This window comes from Variovorax sp. GW531-E2 (assembly GCF_059423125.1).
The window spans coordinates 94,920-117,442 of record NZ_JBWKXQ010000002.1; the positions used below are offsets into that span (position 1 = coordinate 94,920).

The 22,523-nt window shown below is 69.6% G+C and carries 18 protein-coding genes; 11 read left to right on the forward strand and 7 right to left on the reverse strand.

The genetic code is table 11. The features are described from left to right. Positions 1–5: 5 nt before the first annotated feature. The 4 genes from AC07XP_RS01915 to AC07XP_RS01930 form a co-directional block, all read right to left on the reverse strand. Positions 6–2,543: a fimbria/pilus outer membrane usher protein gene (locus AC07XP_RS01915; RefSeq protein WP_495263635.1), complete on the reverse strand. Its 2,538-nt coding sequence runs from the start codon at positions 2,541–2,543 to the stop codon at positions 6–8. A 2-nt stretch (positions 2,544–2,545) separates the two neighbouring features. Next, entirely contained in the window at positions 2,546–3,262 is a 717-nt protein-coding gene (locus AC07XP_RS01920; protein ID WP_495263636.1) for a fimbria/pilus chaperone family protein, read from the reverse strand. Positions 3,263–3,537: 275 nt separating this feature from the next. Beyond that, complete coding sequence (locus AC07XP_RS01925; protein ID WP_495263637.1) at positions 3,538–4,200, reverse strand: DUF1120 domain-containing protein; 663 nt, start codon at positions 4,198–4,200, stop codon at positions 3,538–3,540. Between the two features lie 134 nt (positions 4,201–4,334). After that, the gene (locus tag AC07XP_RS01930; protein ID WP_495263638.1) at positions 4,335–5,033 is read right to left on the reverse strand and encodes a DUF1120 domain-containing protein; all 699 of its coding nucleotides are present in this window, start codon (positions 5,031–5,033) and stop codon (positions 4,335–4,337) included. A 372-nt stretch (positions 5,034–5,405) separates the two neighbouring features. Here AC07XP_RS01930 and AC07XP_RS01935 point away from each other — a divergent pair, with 372 nt between their 5' ends. Beyond that, positions 5,406–6,083: a response regulator gene (locus tag AC07XP_RS01935; protein ID WP_495263639.1), complete on the forward strand. Its 678-nt coding sequence runs from the start codon at positions 5,406–5,408 to the stop codon at positions 6,081–6,083. 50 nt (positions 6,084–6,133) lie between these two features. Beyond that, complete coding sequence (locus AC07XP_RS01940) at positions 6,134–8,449, forward strand: ATP-binding protein (RefSeq protein ID WP_495263640.1); 2,316 nt, start codon at positions 6,134–6,136, stop codon at positions 8,447–8,449. Positions 8,450–8,461: 12 nt separating this feature from the next. Here the strand turns inward: AC07XP_RS01940 and AC07XP_RS01945 are convergent, their stop codons facing one another. After that, the gene (locus tag AC07XP_RS01945) at positions 8,462–9,349 is read right to left on the reverse strand and encodes a LysR family transcriptional regulator (RefSeq protein WP_495263641.1); all 888 of its coding nucleotides are present in this window, start codon (positions 9,347–9,349) and stop codon (positions 8,462–8,464) included. Between the two features lie 131 nt (positions 9,350–9,480). On the opposite strand from AC07XP_RS01945, the gene AC07XP_RS01950 reads away from it, so the two are divergent. Beyond that, positions 9,481–10,479, forward strand: a complete 999-nt coding sequence (locus tag AC07XP_RS01950) for a tripartite tricarboxylate transporter substrate binding protein (RefSeq protein WP_062472854.1) — start codon at positions 9,481–9,483, stop codon at positions 10,477–10,479. Continuing rightward, a complete protein-coding gene (locus AC07XP_RS01955; protein WP_495263642.1) occupies positions 10,476–11,663 on the forward strand; it encodes a M20 aminoacylase family protein in 1,188 nt (395 codons plus the stop codon). The genes AC07XP_RS01950 and AC07XP_RS01955 overlap by 4 nt, the downstream gene beginning before the upstream one ends. Positions 11,664–11,667: 4 nt before the next feature. On the opposite strand, the gene AC07XP_RS01960 is transcribed toward AC07XP_RS01955, so the two are convergent. Beyond that, positions 11,668–12,552, reverse strand: a complete 885-nt coding sequence (locus AC07XP_RS01960) for a cupin domain-containing protein (protein ID WP_495263643.1) — start codon at positions 12,550–12,552, stop codon at positions 11,668–11,670. A 95-nt stretch (positions 12,553–12,647) separates the two neighbouring features. Between AC07XP_RS01960 and AC07XP_RS01965 the strand changes: the two genes are divergently transcribed. From AC07XP_RS01965 to AC07XP_RS01980, 4 genes are read left to right on the forward strand one after another with little or no spacing between them, the layout of a single operon-like run. Next, the gene (locus tag AC07XP_RS01965) at positions 12,648–13,196 is read left to right on the forward strand and encodes a carboxymuconolactone decarboxylase family protein (RefSeq protein ID WP_495263644.1); all 549 of its coding nucleotides are present in this window, start codon (positions 12,648–12,650) and stop codon (positions 13,194–13,196) included. 1 nt (position 13,197) lies between these two features. Beyond that, a complete protein-coding gene (locus AC07XP_RS01970; RefSeq protein ID WP_495263645.1) occupies positions 13,198–13,749 on the forward strand; it encodes a redoxin domain-containing protein in 552 nt (183 codons plus the stop codon). Positions 13,750–13,771: 22 nt separating this feature from the next. Next, positions 13,772–14,464 carry a glutamine amidotransferase gene (locus AC07XP_RS01975; RefSeq protein ID WP_495263646.1) on the forward strand — a complete coding sequence of 231 codons (693 nt, stop codon included), beginning with the start codon at positions 13,772–13,774 and terminating at the stop codon, positions 14,462–14,464. After that, entirely contained in the window at positions 14,461–15,168 is a 708-nt protein-coding gene (locus AC07XP_RS01980) for an MOSC domain-containing protein (RefSeq protein ID WP_495263647.1), read from the forward strand. The genes AC07XP_RS01975 and AC07XP_RS01980 overlap by 4 nt, the downstream gene beginning before the upstream one ends. A 7-nt stretch (positions 15,169–15,175) precedes the next feature. On the opposite strand, the gene AC07XP_RS01985 is transcribed toward AC07XP_RS01980, so the two are convergent. Beyond that, positions 15,176–16,537 (reverse strand): homoserine dehydrogenase, encoded by a 1,362-nt coding sequence (locus AC07XP_RS01985; protein ID WP_495263648.1) that lies wholly within the window; start codon positions 16,535–16,537, stop codon positions 15,176–15,178. Between the two features lie 319 nt (positions 16,538–16,856). Between AC07XP_RS01985 and AC07XP_RS01990 the strand changes: the two genes are divergently transcribed. From AC07XP_RS01990 to AC07XP_RS02000, 3 genes are read left to right on the forward strand one after another with little or no spacing between them, the layout of a single operon-like run. Further along, positions 16,857–19,550: a bifunctional acetate--CoA ligase family protein/GNAT family N-acetyltransferase gene (locus AC07XP_RS01990; protein ID WP_062472839.1), complete on the forward strand. Its 2,694-nt coding sequence runs from the start codon at positions 16,857–16,859 to the stop codon at positions 19,548–19,550. Between the two features lie 60 nt (positions 19,551–19,610). Further along, the gene (locus tag AC07XP_RS01995) at positions 19,611–20,624 is read left to right on the forward strand and encodes an Lnb N-terminal periplasmic domain-containing protein (RefSeq protein ID WP_495263649.1); all 1,014 of its coding nucleotides are present in this window, start codon (positions 19,611–19,613) and stop codon (positions 20,622–20,624) included. Next, positions 20,621–22,519 (forward strand): esterase/lipase family protein, encoded by a 1,899-nt coding sequence (locus tag AC07XP_RS02000; protein ID WP_495263650.1) that lies wholly within the window; start codon positions 20,621–20,623, stop codon positions 22,517–22,519. The genes AC07XP_RS01995 and AC07XP_RS02000 overlap by 4 nt, the downstream gene beginning before the upstream one ends. Positions 22,520–22,523 lie beyond the last annotated feature (4 nt).

Below are 22,523 nucleotides of genomic sequence, written 5' to 3' on the forward strand. Positions count from 1 at the left end.
CGTGATCATTGGTGTGCTTCCATGGTTGTGCAGGTGGCATCGGCCGATTCAAAGTAGGCGGAGGCGTCGGGCTTTTCCGGCAGCGAAAACGCGAGCCAGCAGCTGTCCCCGTTCGACAACGTGACCCGCAGGTTCGCGCCGCCCTGCACGTCGGGCAGAAAGACCTGCCCGCCGTCGACCACCGAGGTGACGTACTGGTTGTCGCCGTCGACCACCGCCCCGCCCTTCTCGAGCGCCTGCCCTGCAGGACCGACGGCTTTCAGCAGCACCCGGCGGGCGTTGACCACGCCGAAGCGGATGTGGTTCACCGACCCGCGGCCCGCATCGAGCTCCTGGTAGCCGTTCACCAGGTCGACGTTGCGGGGCAGCGACCGGGTCGCGATCTCCAGCCGGCTCGTGTGGTAGGGGAACAGCTGCGAGGCCACTGCGCGCCCCCACGCATCGGTCCACACCGGGCCTTGCGGCGTGCCGATCCGGACGCCGGACACGCCCCCCACCGAGACGATGCCGAAGGTGTCCTGCACGGGGTACGGCGAGAACGTGACGCCGTCCTTGTGGGCGACGATGCCGCCCTGCAGCTGCCCGCTGTAGGTGGTGCTCGCGCCGTTGCGCGAGAAGCCCAGGTTGGCCTGCGTGTAGCGCGGCAACAGACTCAGACGCCCTGCGAAGTCGTTGCGCCCGTCGCGGCTGTCCCGCTCGGCCGAGACCTGGTAGCTCGTGGTGTCGTTGATGCGCTCGTTGAGCGTGACGCCGGCGCGGGTCCGGTCGTCGTAGCGGTTGACGTACGTCTTGACCGTCTTCGAGCCCAGCGGAATGCTCACGGTGACGTAGGCCGCATGCCGGTTGTCGAAGCGCCCCAGGTCGCCGGTGCTGCGTTCCAGGTTGAGCGACACCGTGGCGTGCGGGAACGACTTCACCCACGAGCCGATCACGCGCTGGATGTGGCGTCCGTCGAAGCTCGAGGAAGCCGAATAGGCCAGCCGGAAACCGCCGAGGCTCGCGTGGGTCCAGCCGACAGAGCCCGTGTACTGGCCCTTGTAGCGCTGGCGCGTCCAGGCGGCGTCGAACAGGTCCGGGTTGACCGTGTCCGCCAGGTCGCGAAAGCCCCGGGTCTGTTGCGTGGCGCTCATCGACGCCGACAAGGCGGGCGAGATCACGCTGCTCAGCGACGCGTTGACCTGCGTGCCGCGCACGCCCTCCCCCGTGGCGTTGGACACGGCCTGGCGAAACCCCGCCATCGTGCCCGGCACCACCATGCGATTCACGGCCCATGCCGCGGCCTGGTAGCGCGAGGCCGCCATGGCACCTGCCGTCAGGTGCGTGCGCTTGTCCAGCGCCCAGGTGCCGGTGCCTGTCGCCACCCAGGGCTTGTCCTGCCGTTCGCCGTGGCCGTACGGGCGGTAGCGGCCGATCGCGAACGAATAGCCGGCCGTCGTGCGAAGCGCAGTCGCGCCCAGGGCGGCGGCGGGAACGGTGAACGGCCGGCGGGAGCCGTCGGCCTCGATGACCGTGACTTCCAGGTCGCTCGCCCCGCTGAGCAGCGGCAGGCCCGTCAGCGAGAACGGCCCCGGCGGGACGACCGTCGAGTAGATGAGCGCGTGGTTCTGCCGCACCTCGACGCGGGCCTGCGTGTGGGCGATGCCCTCGACCACGGCGCCGTTGTCGCGTGCGTCCGCGCGCAGGGCCTCTTCCGGGACGATCTGCACGCCCACGATCGGATCGCCCGGGAAGATCGAGCTGGCGATGGTGATCTGGCCGCCCTGCACCGTCGAGCCCAAGCCGGTCAGCGTCTTCTGGCCGTAGGCATACAGGTGCTGGAGCTTCTCCTTGCCGTTGTTCGAGGTGTAGCTCTGGCGGCTTCGGAAGATCCAGTCGCCGACGTTCAGGCCGGCCTCGGTGCCCAGCGAATGGAAGCTGCTGGTGCCGCCGGCATGGCGGCTGTCCATCGTCAGCAGGTCGTAGTTCAGCAGGCCGGCGACGCCGCCGCTGCTGAAGGTGTCGGCGCGCTCGCGGGCCCGGAACGCGTCGGTCGGCACGATGAGGCGGACCTCGTCCCTGCCGGGGCGCAGCTCGACGATCGTGCTGGGGAACTGGCGCTGGAATTCGTCGCAGGCCGTGGCGCCCGCAGCTGCGTCGTCCGCCGTACGGCCCGCGGCGAGGCCGGCCTTGTCCCGCAGCGTCTCGTCGAAGCACAGGCGGCCGTCCGCATCGAAGGTGGCGGGCACCAGCCCGCGCCGCTCGCCGTTGACGAACAGCGTCACCACGCTCGTCCCGGCGCGAAAGCGGGCTTCGCGGCGGAAATAGTCCGCCAGCTTCGGATCGATGCCGCGCTGCTTGAGCACGTCCTGGTCGAAGCCGGCGACCTGTTTTTCCTTGATGAACTGCTCGATGACGTCGGCGCGATCCTCGCCGGCCAGGGCAAAGGCCGACGGAGACGCCAACAGCACGCAGAGCATCGCCGGCAGGCCGGCCGAAGTGCCTTTCGCGCGCTCGCCCATGGCGGCCGCCGGGGCCACGGTGCGCAAGGACGACAGCCCAGCCATCGTCAGTGCGCCGCGAGCCTGACGTCGTAGCTGGCCACGGTGAAGCCGTACACCGTCGCAGGCACCATCCGCACCGTGGCGGCCCCCTTCGCAGCGGCCGGCAGGGGCACTTCCACCGTCTCGCCGGGCAGCACATGGGGGCGCGGCAAGTCGACCGTCGCGGTCGACGGGAGCAACTGGACCGCGGTGGCCAGGCGCACCACGTACGGGCTGTCGTTCACGACGCGCAGCGTGCCGGTCCCGACCGACCACTTCAGTCGCTTCCATGGCTGGTCGTCCTTCGCCAGGCCCTTGGGGTGGATCAGCACCGGCAGGTTCTGGCGCACGTTCATGGTCACGCGCAGGCCCGGTTCCGTGTTCTTCGGCGGGATGCCTTCGAAGATGACGCGCCGCAGGCGTTGCGTCTTCAGCGGCTCCTTGGTCTGCAGCAGAAAACGCACCAGCTGTGTCTCACCCGCCTCGACCCGGGCGACCGGCGGGGTCACGATCAGCAGGGTGTCGTCGTCCCCGGGAATGCCCGTCAGCGACGTGAACATGAGGGCCGGCTTGGCGTCCGTGTTCTTGACGTTGATGCTGGCTTCGCCATCGCTCTCGTTGACGATGACGACCGAGGTTTCCGGCAGCATGCCCGCGGCATGCAGCGGCAGCGGGGCAAGGCCCGCGATCCATGCGGCCGAGGCGGACAGTGCGAAAACAAATCTGACGGGGATGAAGTTCACGGTTCTCTTTCCTGTGGTCGGACGAGCGCGTCCGCCGTCTCGAAAGGGGCGCCTTCGAGAAGAATCAAAAATGGGGAGGGACCGACGGGCTGTTCGCCAGCTGTGGCACCAGGGGTGGCACCGCGTCGATCCCGAACGGTCCGGACGCGATGCCGAAGGGTCCTCAATGCCGCGGCGGGCTCGAGAACGGGATGTCCGGGAAGGGATTGCACCAGGCGCCCTGCCCGGCACCACCCTGTATCGGGCGGAAGACCCGCCCGATACAGCCGTGTGGCTTACAGGTAGATGAGTTCGAACGTCGACAGGCCATCCAGCGGGATCGCGTGGGTCAACGGCAGGTTGCTGCTCTTGTCGATGGCGGTCGTCACACGGATATCGGCCGTGACAGACCTGCTGGCAGCCGGCAGATTCGACTGGGTCTTGCTGAATGAAACAAGTTGATTCCCTTCACCCTTCAGGCCCCTCATGCCAAGGAACCCCCAATTGATTCCGCCGTCCTCGCTCGCAAGGGAAAGCGAGAAGCCTCCATCGGAGGTCTGACTCACAACCTGCAACGAATATGCGCCGATGTTCTTGCCATCCGACGCACCCAAGCCGAACTTCTCCTTCTCAGTAAGCCCCGGAACCGTTGCCAGCGAAGTGACCGCGGTCCCTGCGCGTTCGTCGATCACCTTGAAGCCGAACATCGCAGGCGCATCGCAGGTCATGCTCAGCTGGATCGACTTTTGCGCGAGCGTGGTCTGGGCCGTCGGGTTCAGCGAGCTGGCGGGGATCGTGCCGTAGTCGACCACGCCACCGCCTGCAAAGGCGGGCGTGCAAGCGGCCGGAACGATGGTGCCGGTGATCCGCAGTTCGGCGCTTTCGGCGCTCGCCGGGACAGGCGCGATCACCACGGCGGCCGCGCCAGCGATGGCGGCGAGGGTTGCAATTCTCTTCACACGTATTTCCTCAAGAACTTCAAAAAAGTTTCAACGAAGGATTCGTTGAGATCCTCCCCGTCCCGAAACGCTGCCCTTGACGGCAGAGGCAACAGGATTGGAAATGGATCGACGGGCTGTTCGTCAGCCGCTGCTTACAGGTAGACGAGTTCGAACGTCGACAGGCCATCCAGCGGAATCTGCTGGGTCAGCGGCAGGTTGCTGCCCTTGTCGATGGCGGTCACCACACGGATGTCGGCCGTGATGGCGGTGTGGGCGCCTGGCACCGTTCCCGTGGCGCTGGCGGCGAACGCAACGAGCGTGCCGCCGTCGCCGGTCATGCCGCCGGCAAAGTCCGACCAGGTGGCGCCGCCGTCCACGCTGTTGATGTGCTTGGTGCTGCCTTGATCGGCCGTCTCTTTCGTGATCTGCAACGAATAGGCGCCGATGTTCTTGCCATCCACAGCGCCCAGGCCGAACTTCGCGTTCGTGGCATACCCCGGGATGGTTTCCAACGCGGCGACCGCCGTTGCAGCGCGTTCGTCGATCACCTTGAAGCCGAACAGCACAGGCGCATCGCAGGTCAACGTCAGCTGGGTCGACTTGTCCGCGAGCGTGGTCTGGGCCGTCGGATTCAGCGAGCCGGAGGGAATGTTGCCGTAGTCGACCACGCCGCCGCCTGTGAAAACGGGCGTGCACGCGGCCGGAATGATGGTGCCGGCGATCCGCAGTTCGGCGCTTTCGGCGCTTGCCTGGCCGGGCACGAACATCACGGCAGCCGCGCAGGTGACAGCGGCAAGGGTTGCAATTTTCTTCACTGGTATGTCCTCAAGAACTTCAAAAAAAAGGTTCAACGAAGGATTCGTTGAAACCCACCCATGGCCTCGAAACGATGCGTTGGACTGCACCGCAACGAACCCAATCCAACCGCCGATGCGTCGGGCTTCGCGTTGCAAGGGCCTTGCGCCTCTTGCAGCGAGCGCCCTTGAAAGTGCGCACGAAAAGCGTGTGAGCGGCGGCGTGTTTTCTTCCGATGAATTGTTCTTTTCGGGTGCTTTTCCCGATATAGAAATGCAACGAAAAATCGGGGGATCGACTTAGGGATCGTTCGAAAATTCGAGCCCACAGCGGCGCGGGCTTGCACGGCATGCGGCCACGCATCCCCCCGTTGTGATGGTGTTGACGTGGGGGCGAGCGTCCTACGATCCGGCCCCTGGGAGGTCCCCATGGCACACCACCTCGCCGCGCAGCCGCTTCGCCTGATGGTGCTCGACGACCACGCGGTCGTCCGGCATGGCCTGATCGCAAGATTGGCGGACGAGCCCGACCTGTCGGTGGTCGGCAGCCATGCCACCAGCCGCGAACTGCTCGATGCCCTGGCCACCGTGGCGGCGGATGTCGTGCTCGTGGATTTCTCGCTCGGGCCTTCGGACATCGACGGGCTCAACCTCCTGCGGGCGCTGAAGGTCCGGCATCCGCGCAGCCGGACGATCGTCATCTCCGCGCACTACAGCGCGGCCACCGTGGCACTGGCGTTGAAAGCCGGCGCGCGCGGCTATGTCGGCAAGAGCCAGGAACTGGACGAACTCGTGGCGGCCGTGCGCACGGTGAGCAAGGGCCGCATCCACCTGCATCCCGACATGGCGGCGGACATCGCGACCCATTCCGAAGCCGCGTCGCCCCACACCGACGCCGAGGCGCTCACGAAGAACCCGCAGCTGTCCCCGCGCGAGCGCGAGGTGCTGCGTTGCTGCCTGGAAGGCCTGTCGGTCACGCAGATCGCCACGAAGTTCTCCCGCAACGTGAACACCATCAGCACGCAGAAACACGCGGCGTTCCGCAAGCTGGGCATCCGCACGGACAACGAGCTGTTCAAGATCCGCCACCAGCTGGACAAGACATGAATCCCTGGCGCGCTCTCGGGCGAGCGGCCCGGTGGACGATGTGCGGCGCGATGGCCCTCCCCGCCGGCCCTGCCTGGGCGCAGGCGCAGCCCCTCTTCACCGACGAGGAACAGCGCTGGATGAAGGCCAACCCCGTCGTGCGCTATGCCGCCGACACGCGGCTGAGCCCGCTGGAATCCATCGAGCACGGCCGCTACAAGGGATTGATCGCGGAGTACCTCGACGCGGTCGCCCGCAAGTCGGGCCTGCGCTTCGAGCTGCACGCCACCCCCGACTGGCAGGAAGCCCAGCAGGCCTTTCTCGACGGCAAGGTCGACATGTTCCCGAACGCCAGCGCCCAGCGAACCACGCGCGAGGTCGGCGCCCGGCTGCGCCTGACCGATCCCTTCTTCGTGGCGCAGACGATCATCGTCACGCGCACCGATGCCCCCTTCGTCCTGCACATGAAGGACCTGGACGGCAAGGTGGCGGCCGTGCGCGGCGGAGGCACCTACGCCCATGTCTTCGCCGAGCGCTACCCCGGCGTGCGCGTGCTGCCCACCAGCGAACCGATGGAAAGCCTCGACGCGGTGATCACCGGCGAGGCCTACGCCGCCATCGGCTCCGACGCGGTGTTCCTGCCCATGATGCGCCGCAGGCATGCGCGCCAGTTGAGCATCTCCGGCACGATCGGCGATCTCCTGTACGTGGCCCAGATGGGTGTTCGCGCCGACCTGCCGCTGCTGCATTCCATCGTGGAGAAGTCGCTCGCCAGCCTCTCGGCGGCGGAGACCGGCCAGATGAACGACCGGTGGCTGGAGCAGACCGACTTCGGCGAACCGTCGCTGCTGTCGATCGTGCGCTACCGCCTGCCGCAGCTGTTGCTGCTGCTCGTCGGCGTCGTGCTGCTCGGCTGGTTCGCCTGGCGCGCCCGCGTGGCGCAGCGCGCCGCACAGAAGAGCGAGCGCACCAAGTCGAACTTCCTGGCGGTCATGAGCCACGAGATCCGCACGCCCATGAACGCGGTGCTGGCCTCCATCGAGATGCTGGCGCACACGCCGCTGGATGCGCGCCAGAAGCGCTTCACGCGCACCGCCTCGGCGGCCGCCGAAGCCCTGCTGTCGCTGCTGGACGATGTGCTCGACCTCTCGAAGCTGGACGCCAGGCGCCTCGCGCTGGAACTGGTGCCCACCGACGTCGACGCGCTGGCGCAGAAGGTGGCGCATGTGGCGCGCGTGAACGCGCAGGACAAGCCGCTGGTCATCGCGGTGCGCACGCACAACCCCTCGGGCCGGCAGGTGCTGATCGATCCCACGCGGTTGCGGCAGGTGCTGCTCAATCTGCTGGGCAATGCCGTGAAGTTCACCGAGCGCGGGCGCATCGACGTGACGCTGGAGCTTCTGGACGATGGCGACATGAACGGCCTGCTGACGGTCACGGTGAGCGACACCGGCATCGGCATTGCGCCCTCGCAGCAGGCCACCCTCTTCGATGCCTATACGCAGGCCGACAGCACCACGACCCGGCGCTTCGGCGGCACCGGGCTGGGGCTGACCATCTGCAAGGAGCTGGTCGAGTTGATGGGTGGCGAGATCCGGTTGACCAGCCGCCTTGGTGCGGGCACCTCGGTCGAGTTCGCCTTGCCGGTGCGGCTTGTATCGGCCCCACAAGAACTGTCCAAGGATGCCGCTGCGGCGCATGGCCAGCCGCCTTCCGGCCCTGCGGCCACCGTGCTGGTCGTGGAGGACCATCCGGGCAACCAGTTCATCATCGCGGAGCAGTTGCGCATGCTGGGCTACGACGCCCGGATCGAGGCCGACGGCGCGGCGGCACTGGCCGCGCTCGCGCCGCCGCATCCTTTTGCGCTCGTGCTCATGGACTGCCACATGCCCGGGATGAGCGGCTACGAAGCGACGCGCCGCATCCGGGAGCGCGAGCGCGAGGCCGGCGCCACCCATCTGCCCGTGATCGCGATCTCGGCGGCGACCGACTCGGCGCACCTCGAGGAATGCATGGAAAGCGGGATGGACGGCGTGCTCAAGAAGCCGCTGCGCCTGGACGAACTGTCGAGCATGCTGCAGTTCTGGCTGGGCGGGGCACCGTCGCCGCAACGTGCCGACACGGCCCTGCCGCCGCAGTTTCACGAGGCCATGGCGGAAGACCTTGCGGCGCTGCGTCGGGCGTTCGCTGCGGGCGACACCGCGAGTGCGGCGCACCATGCGCACCGCATCAGGGGTGCTGCCTTGATGGTCGACGCTGCGGCCGTGGCAGCGCCCGCCGATGCGTTGGAAAAAATCGCTCGCGCCGAAACCGCTTCGGATCACATGCGCGTGGCGGACCTGCTGGACGAACTCCAGCTTGCGCTGTCGGCGCAGGCGGCGCCCTGAGCAGACGGCGCCCTACGCCCCCGCCATCCGTTCCTTCATCAGCCGCCGAAGAATCGCCAGCGCCGGCGCCTCGGTGCGCTGGCGCAAGGTCACCAGCCCGAAGCGCGCCGTGCCGCGCATCGGCGGCTCCATCCGCAACTCGACCAGGTCGGGTGCCGACTCGTGCACCGCGAGCAGCACCGTGTCGCTCTGGCGCACCACGTCGGCGATGCTGGGCAGCTCCTCGCACTGCAAGGTCACGCAGTTGGCAGGATGCGCCTGCGGGCCGTAGGTCTCGACCAACCCGCGCGCCACCTCGTCGCTCAGCGGCGTCGAGGCGATCGGGTAGCGTTGCACCGCCTCGAAGCTCACGCCCTTGCGCAGCCGTGCGAGCGGATGGCCGCGGCGGCACAGGAAAGCGCCGCGCAGCTCGTACACGTGGGTCAGCACCAGGTCGGGCGCGGGCTTGAGCGCGCGCGCATCGACCACCAGCGCGTCCAGGCTGCGCTCGCGCAGCGCCTGCGCCAGCAGGTCGGTACTGCCGCGCGCGATCACGGTGCGCACGGCCGGGTGGTGCGTCGCCATGTGCAGCAGAAAGGGCGTCATCAGCAGCGCGCCCGGCCCCGAGCCCAGCCCGATGCGCACCGTGCCGCCCTCGCCTTCGCGCATCTGCCGGCCACGGTCGCGCAGCGCCTCGGCCTCCGACACCAAAAGCCGCGCGCGCTCCAGCACCTCGCGCCCGAAGACCGTGAGCTCGTTGCGCCGGCCGATGCGGTCGAACAGCGGCATGCCCAGCTCGTCCTCGAGCGCGCGCACGCTGCGGCTGAGCGCGGGCTGCGTCAGGTGCAGCGCCTGCGCCGACTGGCTGAACGAGCCCGTGTGGGCCAGCGAAATCAGGTGCCTCAGTTGAACCAGCGTCATGGCGAAAACCTCGTTTTCAAGAATGCATTGGACTCATGCTAATGCAGCCAACAATGCATTGGACGTTGCGTCGGGCCGCTCCTAGCATTCCCCTGCATCCGGCCCCACGAGCCGGCACCACCCCAGGAGACATGACTTTGACGACGACTTCGCTCTTCCGATCCGCGCTGCTGCTCGGCTGCGGGCTGATGCTGGCGGCCGCGGGCCCCGCCCGCGCCGACGGCTTTCCCGCCAAGCCCGTGAACCTGATGGTTCCCTACCCCGCCGGCGGCCCCTCGGACGCCACCGCGCGCATCTTCACCGTGCCGCTGGGCAAGGCGCTGGGCCAGCAGGTGGTCGTGGAGAACCTGGGCGGCGTGAGCGGCGCCATGGCCGCGCAGAAGGTGCTGGCCGCGCCGGCCGACGGCTACTACCTCTTCCAGGGTTCGCCCAACGAGATCATCCTGGCGCCGCTGGCCAATGCGGCCGTGAAGCTCAAGGCCGAAGACTTCCGCATGGTGCACCCGGTGGCCGAGGCGGTGATGGTCTTCGTCGCCCGCAAGGACCTGCCGGCCAACAGCGTCGACGAGCTCATCGCGCTGGCGCGCAAGTCGCCCGACAAGCCGCTGTCCTACGGCAGCGTGGGCATCGGCTCGCTCTACCACCTGATCCTCGAGAAGGTGCAGCTGGACACCGGCGTGAAGCTCATGCACGCGCCCTACAAGGGCAACGCGCCGCTGCTGCAGGACATCGGCGGCGGCCAGGTCGACTTTGCCGTGCTGGTGTACAGCGCCGCCATGGGCGCGCTGGCCGACCAGGGCCGGCTGAAGATCCTCGGCCAGCTCGGCGGGCAGCGCTCGGAGCTGCTGAAGAACGTGCCCACCGCCAGCGAAGGCAAGGAGCTGAAGAACGTCAACTACAAGACCTGGAGCGGCTTCTTCGTGCGCAAGAACACGCCCGAAGACGTGGTGCAGAAGCTGCACCAGGCCGTCGGCGCGGCGCTGAAGGAAACCAGCGTGCGCGAGCAGCTCGCGGCCCAGACCCAGCTGGCCTCGCCGCAGACGACGCTGGCCGAATCGGCGAAGTTCTACGAAGCCGAGACCGCGCGCTACCGCGACATCGCCAAGTCCATCCGACTGGAACCCCAATGAGCACCACCGCCCTCCTGAACGACCTGCACGCCCGCGCCGACACCTTCATCGGCATCCGCCGCGACATCCACCAGCACCCCGAGCTCGGCTTCGACGAGCACCGCACCTCGGCGCTGGTGGCCGAAAAGCTCGAAGCCTGGGGCTACACCGTCGAGCGCCACATCGGCGGCACCGGCGTGGTGGGCCGGCTGGTGCGCGGCAGCGGCACGCGCCGCCTCGGCCTGCGCGCCGACATGGACGCCCTGCCCATCGACGAGGCCACGGGCCTGGCCTACGCCAGCGAACACACGGGCGTGATGCACGCCTGCGGCCACGACGGCCACACGGCGATGCTGCTGGCGGCAGCGCAGCACCTGGCCGAACGCGGGCGCTTCGACGGCACGCTGAACCTGATCTTCCAGCCCGCCGAGGAAGGCGGCGGCGGCGCGGTGCGCATGATCGACGACGGCCTGTTCGAGCGCTACCCCTGCGACGCCATCTTCGCGATGCACAACATGCCCGGCATGGCGCAGGGCCGGCTGGCGATGCGCGAAGGCCCGGCCATGGCCTCGTCCGACTACGCCACGATCACCCTCACCGGCGTGGGCGGCCACGGCGCCATGCCGCACCGCGCGGCCGACCCCATCGTGGCCGCGGCCAGCATCGTGATGGCGCTGCAGAGCGTGGTCTCGCGCAACATCGATCCGCTGCAGATGGCGGTGGTCACGGTGGGCGCCATCCACGCGGGCAAGGCCAACAACGTGATCCCGCAAGGCGCCGTGCTCGAAGTCAGCGTGCGCGCCCTCGACCGCGAAGTGCGCAAGAAGATCGAAACCCGCATCAAGGCGCTGGTGGCCGCGCAGGCCGAGAGCTTCGGCGTGCAGGCGCAGATCGACTGGCGGCCCGGCTACGCGGTGCTGGTCAACACGCCCGAGGAAACCGCCTTCGCGCGCGCCGTGGCCGAAGAACTCGTGGGCCCGGCGCAGGTCACCTGGCAGACGCCGCCGCTGCCGGGCAGCGAAGACTTCGCCTTCATGCTGGAGCGCGTGCCCGGCTGCTACCTGCTCATCGGTAATGGCGACGGCGACGCGCACGGCGCCTGCATGGTCCACAACCCGGGCTACGACTTCAACGACAGCAACGTTGCAGTGGGCGGCGCCTACTGGGTGCTGCTGACCGAGCGCTTCCTGCGCGCGGAGGGTTGAGCGCTCAAGCCGACTGACGCGCGAGCCATTCGCGCGGCGACACGCCCACCTTCTGCGCGAACAGGCGCGACAGCGCCGAGGCGTTCGCATAGCCGAGGCTGTCGGCAATCGTCTTGACCGACGCGCCCGTGCGCAGCTCGGCCTGCGCGATCGTCAGGCGCCACTGCGCGAGGTAGTCGGCGGGCGTCGCGCCCACCACCGACTTGAAGCGCGCGGCGAACGCGCTGCGCGACATGCCGGCCTCCGTGGCCATCTGTTCGAGCGGCCACGGCTCGCCCGGGCGCTCGTGCAGCGCGACCAGCACGCGCGCCAGCTGCGGGTCGCCCAGGCCCGTCAGCAAGCCGGCGGGCACGCCGCTTTCCTGCGGATGGTCGAGCAGCCAGCGCAGCAGCTGGATCAGCACCACCTCGAACAGCCGGTCGGCCAGCAGGCGGTGCCCGCACAGCACGCGCCCGGTTTCGGCGAACAGCAGCGCCAGTGCCGCTTCGAGGCCGTCAACCGCATGCAGCGGCAGTTGCACCAACGGCGGCAACGCACGCACCAGCGGGTGCGCCTCGCCGCCGTCGAAGTCGACCGTGGCGCAGACGAAGTCCGAGCCTTCGGTGGGCGCGTTGTGGAAGTCGTGTGCCAGCGGGCGCGGGTAGAACAGCAGGCTGGGCTCCTTCACGACCAGCTTGCGCGGCACGCCGGCCGCGCGCACCGACGGGGCCGAATGCGTGACCACCATCTCGCCGCGCCGCATCACATGCAGGAAGCTGCGCCCCTCCTTGGCCGCGAAGTGCGTCACGCCGCACAGCGGCCCCGTGTGGAACAGGTGGGCCCGGACGCGGAAGCGTTCGAGCAGGGATGAAAGCCTGTCGATGGGCGGCGGCGGTGTTGCGCTCGGCATTGGACGAAAAGGTATGTTGAATGGATGAAAGCGTTCAAATCATACGGATTGCGGGAAGACACTGCTTGCATCGTCATCACCGAAAGGAAGTCTTCATGCCCCGCGTCAACCTCGTCACCGACACCGCCGCCACTGGCGACGCCCAGTCCTTGCTCGCCGACATCCACGGTGCCTTCGGCGCCACGCCCAACATGTTCCGCGCCGTCGCCAATTCGCCCGCGGCGCTGCGCAGCCTGTGGGGATCTTTCGGCGCGCTCGGCGGCGGCGTCATTTCGGCGCAGCTCGGCGAGCAGATCGCCGTGGCCGTCGCCGACCGCAACGCCTGCCACTACTGCCTCGCAGCGCACACCGCGCTGGGGCGCAAGGCGGGCGTGTCGGCGGCCGACATGACGGCCGCGCAGGCCGGCGAATCGGCCGACCCGCGCACGGCGGCGGCGCTGCGCTTTGCGCTCAAGCTCGTCGATGCGCGCGGCCAGGTCAACGACGCCGACGTGCAGGCCCTGCGCGCCGTGGGCTTCGACGACCGGCACATCGTCGAGATCCTGGCCCACGTCGCGCTGAACCTGTTCACCAACTACGTGAACGTGGCGTTCCAGGTGCCGGTGGATTTCCCGCAGGTGAAGCTGCGGACCGAGGCGGCCTGACATGGCCTGGCCGCGCCCCGAGGCACCCGAGCTGCAGGTCGCGCAGTGGCTCAACACCGATGCGCCCGTCACGCTCGCGTCGCTGCGCGGCCGGGTCGTGGTGCTGCACGCGTTCCAGATGCTGTGCCCGGCCTGCGTGTCGCACGCCCTGCCGCAGGCGAAGAAGATGCGGCAGCTGTTCGCCGCGAAAGACGTGGCGGTGATCGGCCTGCACTCGGTGTTCGAGCACCACGACGTCATGACGCCGGCCGCGCTCGACGCCTTCGTGCGCGAGTACCGCCTGGGTTTTCCCATCGGCATCGACCAGCCCTCGCCCACCGGCGGCATCCCCGCCACGATGCGCGACTACCAGTGGCAGGGCACGCCGAGCACGGTGCTGGTCGACCGGCAGGGGCGCCTGCGCATGAGCCACTTCGGCCTGCTCGACGACATGGCACTGGGCGCCGCCATCGGGCAGCTCGCGGCTGAAGAGGCTCCTGCGCACCTCATTGCACAACCTGCAGACGATGCATCGCCAGACGGCTCGTGCGACGACACCGCCTGCCGCGCCTGAACGAAGAAAGGACACTCGCCGCATGCCATGCATCGCCCTGCAACACCTCGCCTTCGAAGACCTCGGGCGCTTCGCGAACGTGCTGACCCAGGCCGGCCACGCCATCGACTACCGGCAGGCGGGCCCGTCCGCGCTCAGCGCCGACGAATGGCGCCACGCCGACCTCGTCGTGGTGCTCGGCGGCCCCATCGGGGCCTACGACACGGAGACCTACCCGTGGCTCACCGAAGCGATCACCGGCCTGCGCGAACGGCTGGCGCTGCAGCGCCCGACGCTGGGCCTGTGCCTGGGCGCGCAGCTCATGGCCCGCGCGCTGGGCGCGCGCGTGTACCCGTCCGGGCACACGGAGATCGGCTGGGCGCCGGTCGACCTGAGCGCGGCGGGCCGGGCCTCGTGCCTCGCGGCGCTGGAGGGCGAACCCGTGCTGCACTGGCACGGCGACACCTTCGACCTGCCGCCCGGCGCCGAATTGCTGGCGAGCACCGCACGCACGCCGCACCAGGCCTTCCGCCACGGCCGCCATGCGCTCGCGCTGCAGTTCCACCCCGAGGCCGACCCCGCGCGCATCGAGCCCTGGCTCATCGGGCACCACCACGAACTGGCCGCGGGCGGCATCGACATCCCCGCGCTGCGCGCCCGCAGCGCCGAGCTGGCCGACCTGCGCTCCGATGCCGCGACGCGCATGCTGACCGCATGGCTGGACCCGCTCGCATGACGCAGCCCGCCCTGCCCATCGACGCGCTGCTGATCGGCCCCGTGGCCTTGCTGCCCGACGGCCGCACACGCAGCGGCATCCGCAAGACGCCTACGGCCGATGCACTGTGGCTGTCGCCTACCGGCCTGCAGGGCGACGCGCAGGCCGACCTGCGCATCCACGGCGGTGTCGAGAAGGCCGTGCACCACTACCCGCGCGAGCATTACGCCGCCTGGGCGGCGGGCGGTCACTGCACCGAACAGCTGGCGCACGCGGGCGCCTTCGGCGAGAACATCTCGACCACGGGCTGGAACGAATCGACCGTGTGCATCGGCGACGTCGTGCAGCTCGGCGACGCGCGCGTGCAGGTGTCACAGGGCCGGCAGCCCTGCTGGAAGCTCGACGCGCACTTCGGCAGGCCCGGCATGGCGCGCGAGATGCAGGCGCGCGGCTGCACGGGCTGGTACTACCGCGTGCTCGAGCCCGGCTGGGTGCGAGCCGGCGCCCTGGCCACGCGCGTGGAACGTCCGCATCCGGACTGGCCGCTGTCGCGCCTCATCGCGTTGCTGTTCTCGCGCGACGCGCGCTTCGCCCCCGAATGGGAACTGGCCGCCGCCCTGCCCGCCCTGGCCGAGCGCTGGCGCGCCACGTTTCGCAAGCGGGTGGATGTGGGGCGCGTCGAAGACTGGGAGCCGCGGCTGCGCGCACCCGCGTCCGACCCCTGAGCGCCCTTCAGTCGTCGAGCGTTTCGACGCGCAGTGCGATCACCGGGCCAGCCACGACCGGGCTCGTCTGCAACGCGTGCAAGGCGAGATCGACCGCGCTTTGCAGCGCCGATTCGGTGATCACCAGCACCTGCGGCGCCGCATCCGCCGGCCCGTTCGCCAGCACCAGTTGCCGCACCGGCAGCCGCTGCGCGGCCAGCAGCTCGGCCACGGCCGCGATGTCGGTCGCCGCCTGCACCGGCACGCGCAGGTAGTGCGCGCTGCGCACGGCCGCGCGCGGCAGCACCGGCAGTTCGCGCACCGCATGCGCGTGGAAGCCGGTGTGCGGCACGCGCTGGCCGGCGTGGGTGCCGTCCAGGCGCGCCACGTCGACCAGGTCGGCGATCACGGCCGAGGCGGTCTGCTCCGAGCCGGCACCCGCGCCGTAGTACATCGTGACGCCCGCCGCGTCGGCCTTGACCATGATGCCGTTCATCGAGCCGTTCACCTGCGCGAGCAGGTGCGTCGCCGGCACCAGCGCGGGCTGCACGCGCAGCTCCACGCCGTCTTCACGTCGGCGCGCCACGCCCAGCAGCTTGACGCGAAAGCCCAGCTGTTCGGCGCAGGCCACGTCCAGGCGTTGCAGCGCGGTGATGCCCTCGACCTGCGCGTCGGCAAAGCGCACCGGCATGCCGAAGGCGTTGGCGGCCAGCAGCGCGGTCTTGTGGGCGGCGTCGACGCCCTCGATGTCGAAGGCCGGGTCGGCCTCGGCATAGCCCAGCGCCTGGGCCTGCACGAGCGCGTCGCCGAAGTCCAGGCCCTCGTCGCGCATCTTGCTCAGGATGAAGTTGGTGGTGCCGTTGACGATGCCCGCCACCCACTCGATGCGGTTGGCCGTGAGGCCCTCGCGCAGCGCTTTCACGATGGGGATGCTCACCGCCACCGCGCCCTCGTACATCACGGCCACGCCATGCGCGCTGGCGGCGGCGAAGATCTCGGGGCCGTGCACGGCCAGCAGCGCCTTGTTGGCCGTGACCACGTGCTTGCCGTGCGCAATGGCCGCCAGCACCCAGTCGCGCGCCGGGCCGGTGCCGCCGGCCACCTCGACCACCACATCGACATCGGGGTCGGTGGCGACCTGCATCGGATCGGCCGTGAGCGCCACGCCCTCGCCCACGATGCCCTGGGCCCGCGCGAGGTTGCGCGCCGCCACCACCGTCACCTCGATGCCGCGCCCGGCACGGGCGGCGATAAGGTCCTGGTTGCGGGCCAGCACGCGGAAGGTGCCCGCGCCCACGGTGCCGATGCCGATCATGCCGACGCGCAGGGGGCGAATGGCCGCAGGATGGCTGGGCTGGGGCAGGAAGGACGAGACGGGATCGCGGTACATGGGCTTCTCCAAACAACGAACGAACAGGACAAAAACAAAAAAACCCAGCTGCCAGCTGGGTTTCGTTCATTCGGGAGAAGAGACACCAGGTGGCTGCCGGAGCGGCCACCCTGCGCGTGCTCAGGGGGCCGCGGCGGTCATGGTGGTAATCATTCGTGCATTCACTGCGTCGCTCGTTCGCGCGCAGGCGGCGAACGGCATCGTGCGGCCGACAACGGCGGCGCTGGATGCTGCAACGGGGGAAAGTGAAAGGCACGACATGAGCCGGCGAGTGTACACGCGGTGCTTGCGGCACGCCCCGATCCGGGCAAACTAGGGCATGGACAAGCATTTCCTGACCCCCCTGTTCGCCCCGGCGTCGATCGTGGCCTTCGTCGGCCAGCCCAGCGATCCGGGGGGCCAGACCGCCCTGGGCCGCACGCTGCGCGAAGCCTTCCGGGCCGACCGCTTCGACGGCACGCTGCGCTTTCTGGACGTGCGCACCCAGGGCACGCTCGAAGAGCTGGCGCAGACGCATGCCGACCTGGCGCTGATCGCGCTGGCGCCGCACGACGTGGCGGCCGCCCTCGAGATCGCGGGCCGCATCGGCTGCAAGGCCGCGGTGGTCATCTCCACCGGCATCGCCGCCGAGCAGGCCGCGCAGTGGCGCAAGATCGCGCGCCGCGAAGGCGTGCACCTGCTGGGCCCGAATTCGCTGGGCTTCCAGCGCCCGCCGCTGCACCTGAACGCCAGCGTGGCCGGCCCGCTCGCGCGCACCGGGCCGCTGGCGCTGGTGTCGCAGTCGGGCGCGCTCACGGCCTCGATGCTCGACTGGGCGCGGCAGAACGGCGTGGGCTTTTCGAGCGTGGTGTCGCTCGGGCCGCACACCTCGGTCGACATTCCGCAGGTGCTCGACTTCCTGGCCAACGATTCGAGCACGCACAGCATCATCGTGTACCTCGAAGGCATTGCCGACGCGCGCCGCTTCATGAGCGCGCTGCGCTCGGCCTCGCACGCCAAGCCGGTGGTGGTGCTCAAGGCCGGCCGCAAGCCGGCCGGCAACGAGGCCGCGCAGACGCACAGCGCGGCCATCGTGGGCAGCGACGACGTGTTCGATGCCGCCCTGCGCCGCGCGGGCGCGGTGCGGGTGCGCTCCTTCGTCGAGCTGTTCTCGGCCGCCAAGTGCCTGGCCTCGCGCTACCGACCGGTGGGCAAGCGGCTGGCCGTGGTCACCAACGGCGGCGGCCCCGGCGTGCTCGCGGCCGACTGGATCAACGAGATCGGCCTGGACCTGGGCCGCCTCTCGGCACCCGCGCAGCGGTCGCTGCAGCCCTCGCTGCCGGCGTTGGCTTCGCTCACCGACCTCATCGACCTGTCGGAAGACGCCACGCCCGCGCACTTTCGCGCCGCCATCGACACCGCCTCGGCCGACAGCCAGATCGACGGCGTGCTCGCCATCTTCTCGCCCAAGGCCGGCGTCGACGCGGCCGCCACGGCGCGCGCGCTGGCCGACATTCCGCGCCCCATGCCCAAGCCGCTCTTGTCGTGCTGGATGGGCGACGCCTCGGTGGGCAATGCGCGGGCCGTGCTGGCCGAGGCCACCATCCCGAGCTTTCGCACGCCCGAGGCGGCCGTGGGCGCCTTCGGCAACATCGCGGCCTTCTACCAGAACCAGCAGCTGCTGCAGCAGACGCCGCCGCCGCTGTCGGCGCTGGCCAAGCCCGACATCGACGGCGCGCGCCTGCTCATCGAAAGCGTGCTGGCCGAGCGGCGCAAGGTGCTGACCGAGATGGAGTCGAAGTCGCTGCTGTCGTGCTTCCACATCCCGATCACGCGCACCCTGCTCGCGCGCAGCGCCAACGAAGCCATGATGATCGCCACGCAGCTGGGCTTTCCGGTGGCGCTGAAGATCGACTCGCCCGACATCTCGCACAAGTCCGACGTCGAGGGCGTGGCGCTGAACGTGATGAACGGCACCAGCGCGCGCGACACCTACCTGGAGATGATGGAGCGCGTGGCGCGCCTGGCGCCCGACGCCCGCATCAACGGCGTGACCGTGCAGAAGATGGTGCGCGCGCGGCGCGGGCGCGAAATCTACGTGGGCCTGGTCACCGACCAGCCCTTCGGCCCGGTGATCGTCTTCGGCGCGGGCGGCACCATGATCGAGCTCATGAACGACCGCGCGATGGAGCTGCCGCCGCTGAACCAGTTCCTGGCGCGCCACCTCATCGAGCGCTCGCGCGTGGCCGAGACGCTGGGCGAATGGCGCGGCGCCAACGCCGTGAACATGGAAGCCATCGAAGACGTGCTGCTGCGCGTGTCCGAAATGGTGTGCGAACTGCCCGAGCTGCGCGAGATGGACATCAACCCCATCATCGTGGACGAGCACGGCGCGGTGTCGGTCGATGCGCGCATCGTGGTCGACAGCAGCACGCAGGCCGTGGCGGGCCCGGTGGGCAACGGCTACCAGCACCTGGCCATCATGCCGTACCCCGCGCGCTACCGGCGCGAATGGCCGCTGCCCGGTGGCGGCGCGTACGTGGTGCGGCCGGTGCATCCGAACGACGCGCAGATGCTGCAGGCGCTGGTGCAGGGCCTGTCGCCCGAGAGCCGGTGGTTCCGCTTCGTCTCGCGCTTCCACGAGCTGCCGCCGTCGATGCTGTCGCGCTTCACGCTCATCGACTACGACCGCGAGATGGCGCTGGTCGCCACCGTGATGGAGCGCAGCACCGCGCCGGACGGCAGCATCCTCGAGAGCGAGCGCATCGTGGGCGTGTCGCGCTACATCACCAACCCCGACCAGACCAGCTGCGAGTTCTCGCTCGTGGTGGCCGACGAGTTCAGCGGCAAGGGCATCGGCTCGCGCCTCATGGAAAGCATCATCGACGTGGCGCGCGACCGCGGCCTCTCGGAAATGGACGGGCTGGTGCTGGCCGGCAACCCCGACATGCTCAAGCTGGTGCGGCGGCTGGGCTTCTCGGTGAAGTCCTTCCCCGAGGACCCGGACTTCAAGCTGGTGACCTACCCGCTGTAGCCCGACGGCGGCGGCTGCAACTCGACGAGAATCGGCCGCCCTCCACCTCCGCGTTTCTTCATGCTCCGAATCCTCCTGCGCTCCCTCGGCCGTCTGCTGGTGAGCTTCGCCGTGCTGCTGTCGGCCGCCTGGGCCTGTGCGGCCCTCTGGTATCAGCTGCCTGCGACGCTGCCGGTCAAGGTCGGCGCGATGGTGCTGTGGGGCCTCTTCGGCCTGGCGGCGATCGTGCTGCTGTGGCGCGGCAAGGCCGGCCGCTCGCTGCTGGCCTACGCCATCGGCTTCGTCGTGCTGCTCGAGTGGTGGGGCACCATCGCGCCCTCCCAGCATCGCGAATGGGCCGACGACGTGGCGCGCTACCTGACGCCGCGCGGCGAGGGCAACGTGGTCACGATGGAGAACGTGCGCAACTTCGACTGGCGCAGCGACACCGACTACACCGTGCGCTGGGACACGCGCCGTTACGACCTGGACCGCCTGCGCTCGGTCGACGTGTCGCTGTCGTACTGGACCGGCCCGGCCATCGCCCACACGCTGGTGTCCTTCGGCTTCGACGACGGCCAGTTCGTCACTTTTTCCATCGAGATCCGCAAGGAGCGCGGCGAAAGTTTCTCCTCCGTGGGCGGTTTCTTCAAGCAGTTCGAGAACAGCCTCGTGGCCGCCGACGAGCACGACATCCTGCGCGTGCGCACCAACGTGCGCGGCGAAGACGTCTACATGTACCGCGTGCACCTGCCGCAGGCCGAGATGCGTTCGCTGTTCCTGGGCTACGTGGGCGAGGCCAATGCGCTGGCGCGTGCGCCGAGCTTCTACAACACGCTCACCGCCAACTGCACGACCATCGTCTACAGCCTGGCCAGGCACGTCGTGCCCGGCCTGCCGATGGACTACCGCCTGCTGGCCTCGGGCTACCTGCCCGAGTACCTGCACGACGTGGGCGGCCTGACGCCCGGCCTGAGCATGGAGGCGCTGCGCGCCGGCGGCCGCATCACCGACCGGGCCATCGCCACCGACCAGCAGCCCGGCGTGAACTTCTCGCAGGCGATCCGCAACGGCCTGCCGGGCGTGGCGCCATGAGGCGCATCGGCTTCCCCGCGCTGCTGCTGGCGCTGTCGCTGCTCACCGGCTGCGCCGGCGTCACCGTCGGCACCATCTCGCCGGCCGACTACCTGGCGCAGCGGCGCGGCGACGTGCTCACCACCGGCCAGCTCAGCAGCTCCGCGCAAGAGGTGCTGCGCGTCATCGGCTCCGACGCCGACCAGTGCCGCAAGGACGGCCGCGCCTGCCGCCAGAACCTCGCCACCTCCGCCGGCCTGAGCGACGAGCAACGCATGTCGGCGCTGTCCGAGGTGTGGCTGCAGCTCGCGCTGGCGGGCGGCGACGGCGGCTCGGCTGCGCAGCCCATGGCGCCCGAGGCCATCGAGGCCTGGCTGGAAACCGCGCGCCACGCCTACGCCTACCTGTTCTACACGGCGCGCAAGCCGCGCGACCGCGCCTTCGAAGACCGCCAGACGCAGGTGCGCGACTACTACAACTACGCGGTGCAGCGCGCCATCACCGGCCTGTTCAGTCGCTACCGCAAGAGCGACACATCGGTGGCCGCCATTCCGCAGGTGAGCGGCTGGCGCATCGACGCCGACCTGTCGGCGCTGCAGCTCGCGCCCGACGCGCCCCCGCCGAAAGAGCTGATTCCCGCCGCCTCGCTGACCTTCTCGGGCCTGCGCAACATCTACCGCCGCGACGGCTTCGGTGCCGAGCTGGTCGCCGCGGGCGACGACCGTCCGACCGCGGCGCAGGCCGACGAAGACGCTCCGCCCTTCAGCGAGACGCCCTTCCCCGCCCTCACCGCGCTGCTGCAGTTCGACGGCGCCACCCTGCAGGACGTGCTGGCCACGCGCACGCTGCGCATCGCCGTGTTCGACCCCTACCGCACCAGCACGATCCAGCTGGCCGGCGAAGAGATTCCGCTGGCCGCCAACTTCACCTCGGGCTACGGCCTGTGGCTGGCCCGCTCCGACTTCGCGCTGCAGGCGCTGCGCAGCCTGTTCGGCGGCGCCGAGGGCCTGACCCGGCCGCACATCTACCTGATGCAGCCCTACGACCCGAAGCGGCGCACCATCGTCATGCTGCACGGCCTGGCCAGCAGCCCCGAGGCCTGGATCAACGTCGCGAACGAAGTGCTCGGCGACGAGACGCTGCGCCGCCGCTACCAGATCTGGCAGGTGTACTACCCCACCAACGCGCCGCTGCCGCTGAACAACCTCGCCATCCGCGAAGCCATCACGCAGACCCTGGCGCACTTCGATCCGCAGGGCCGCGCCGAGGCTTCGCGCAACGTCACGCTCATCGGCCACAGCATGGGCGGCGTGCTGTCGCGCCTGCTGGTGTCGTCGTCGGGCGACGTGCTGTGGGACGCGCTGCGCGAGGGCTACCCCATGCCGGCCGCCCAGCGCCGCCGCATCGAGGAAGGGCTGGGGCCCTACCTGCGCTTCGAGCCGCTGCCCCAGGTCAGCGACGCCATCTTCATCGCCTCGCCGCACCGCGGCACCTCGTTCGCCAACAAGCGCATCTCGCGCTGGGTGGCCAACCTCATCACGCTGCCGGTGGCCATGCTGGGCCAGCTCAACGACATCTCGCGCGAGCTGATGCGTGTGGCGCCAAGCTCGCAGGACATGGGCCCGCTGCGCATTCCCAACAGCATCGACAACCTCAGCGACCGCGACGCCTTCGTGCGCCTGTCGTCCGGGTTGCCGCTGAGCCCGAAGGTGCGCTACCACTCGATCATCGGCAACGACACGCCCGGCCTGCCGCTGGCCGAAACGAGCGACGGCATCGTGCCCTACACCAGCGCGCACCTCGACGGCGCGGTGTCGGAGCTGGTGATTCCGTCGGCGCACAGCGTGCAGGAGCACCCGCTGGCGATCCTGGAAATCCGGCGCATCCTGCGCGAGCAGCTGCAGCGCGTGCCCTGAGGGC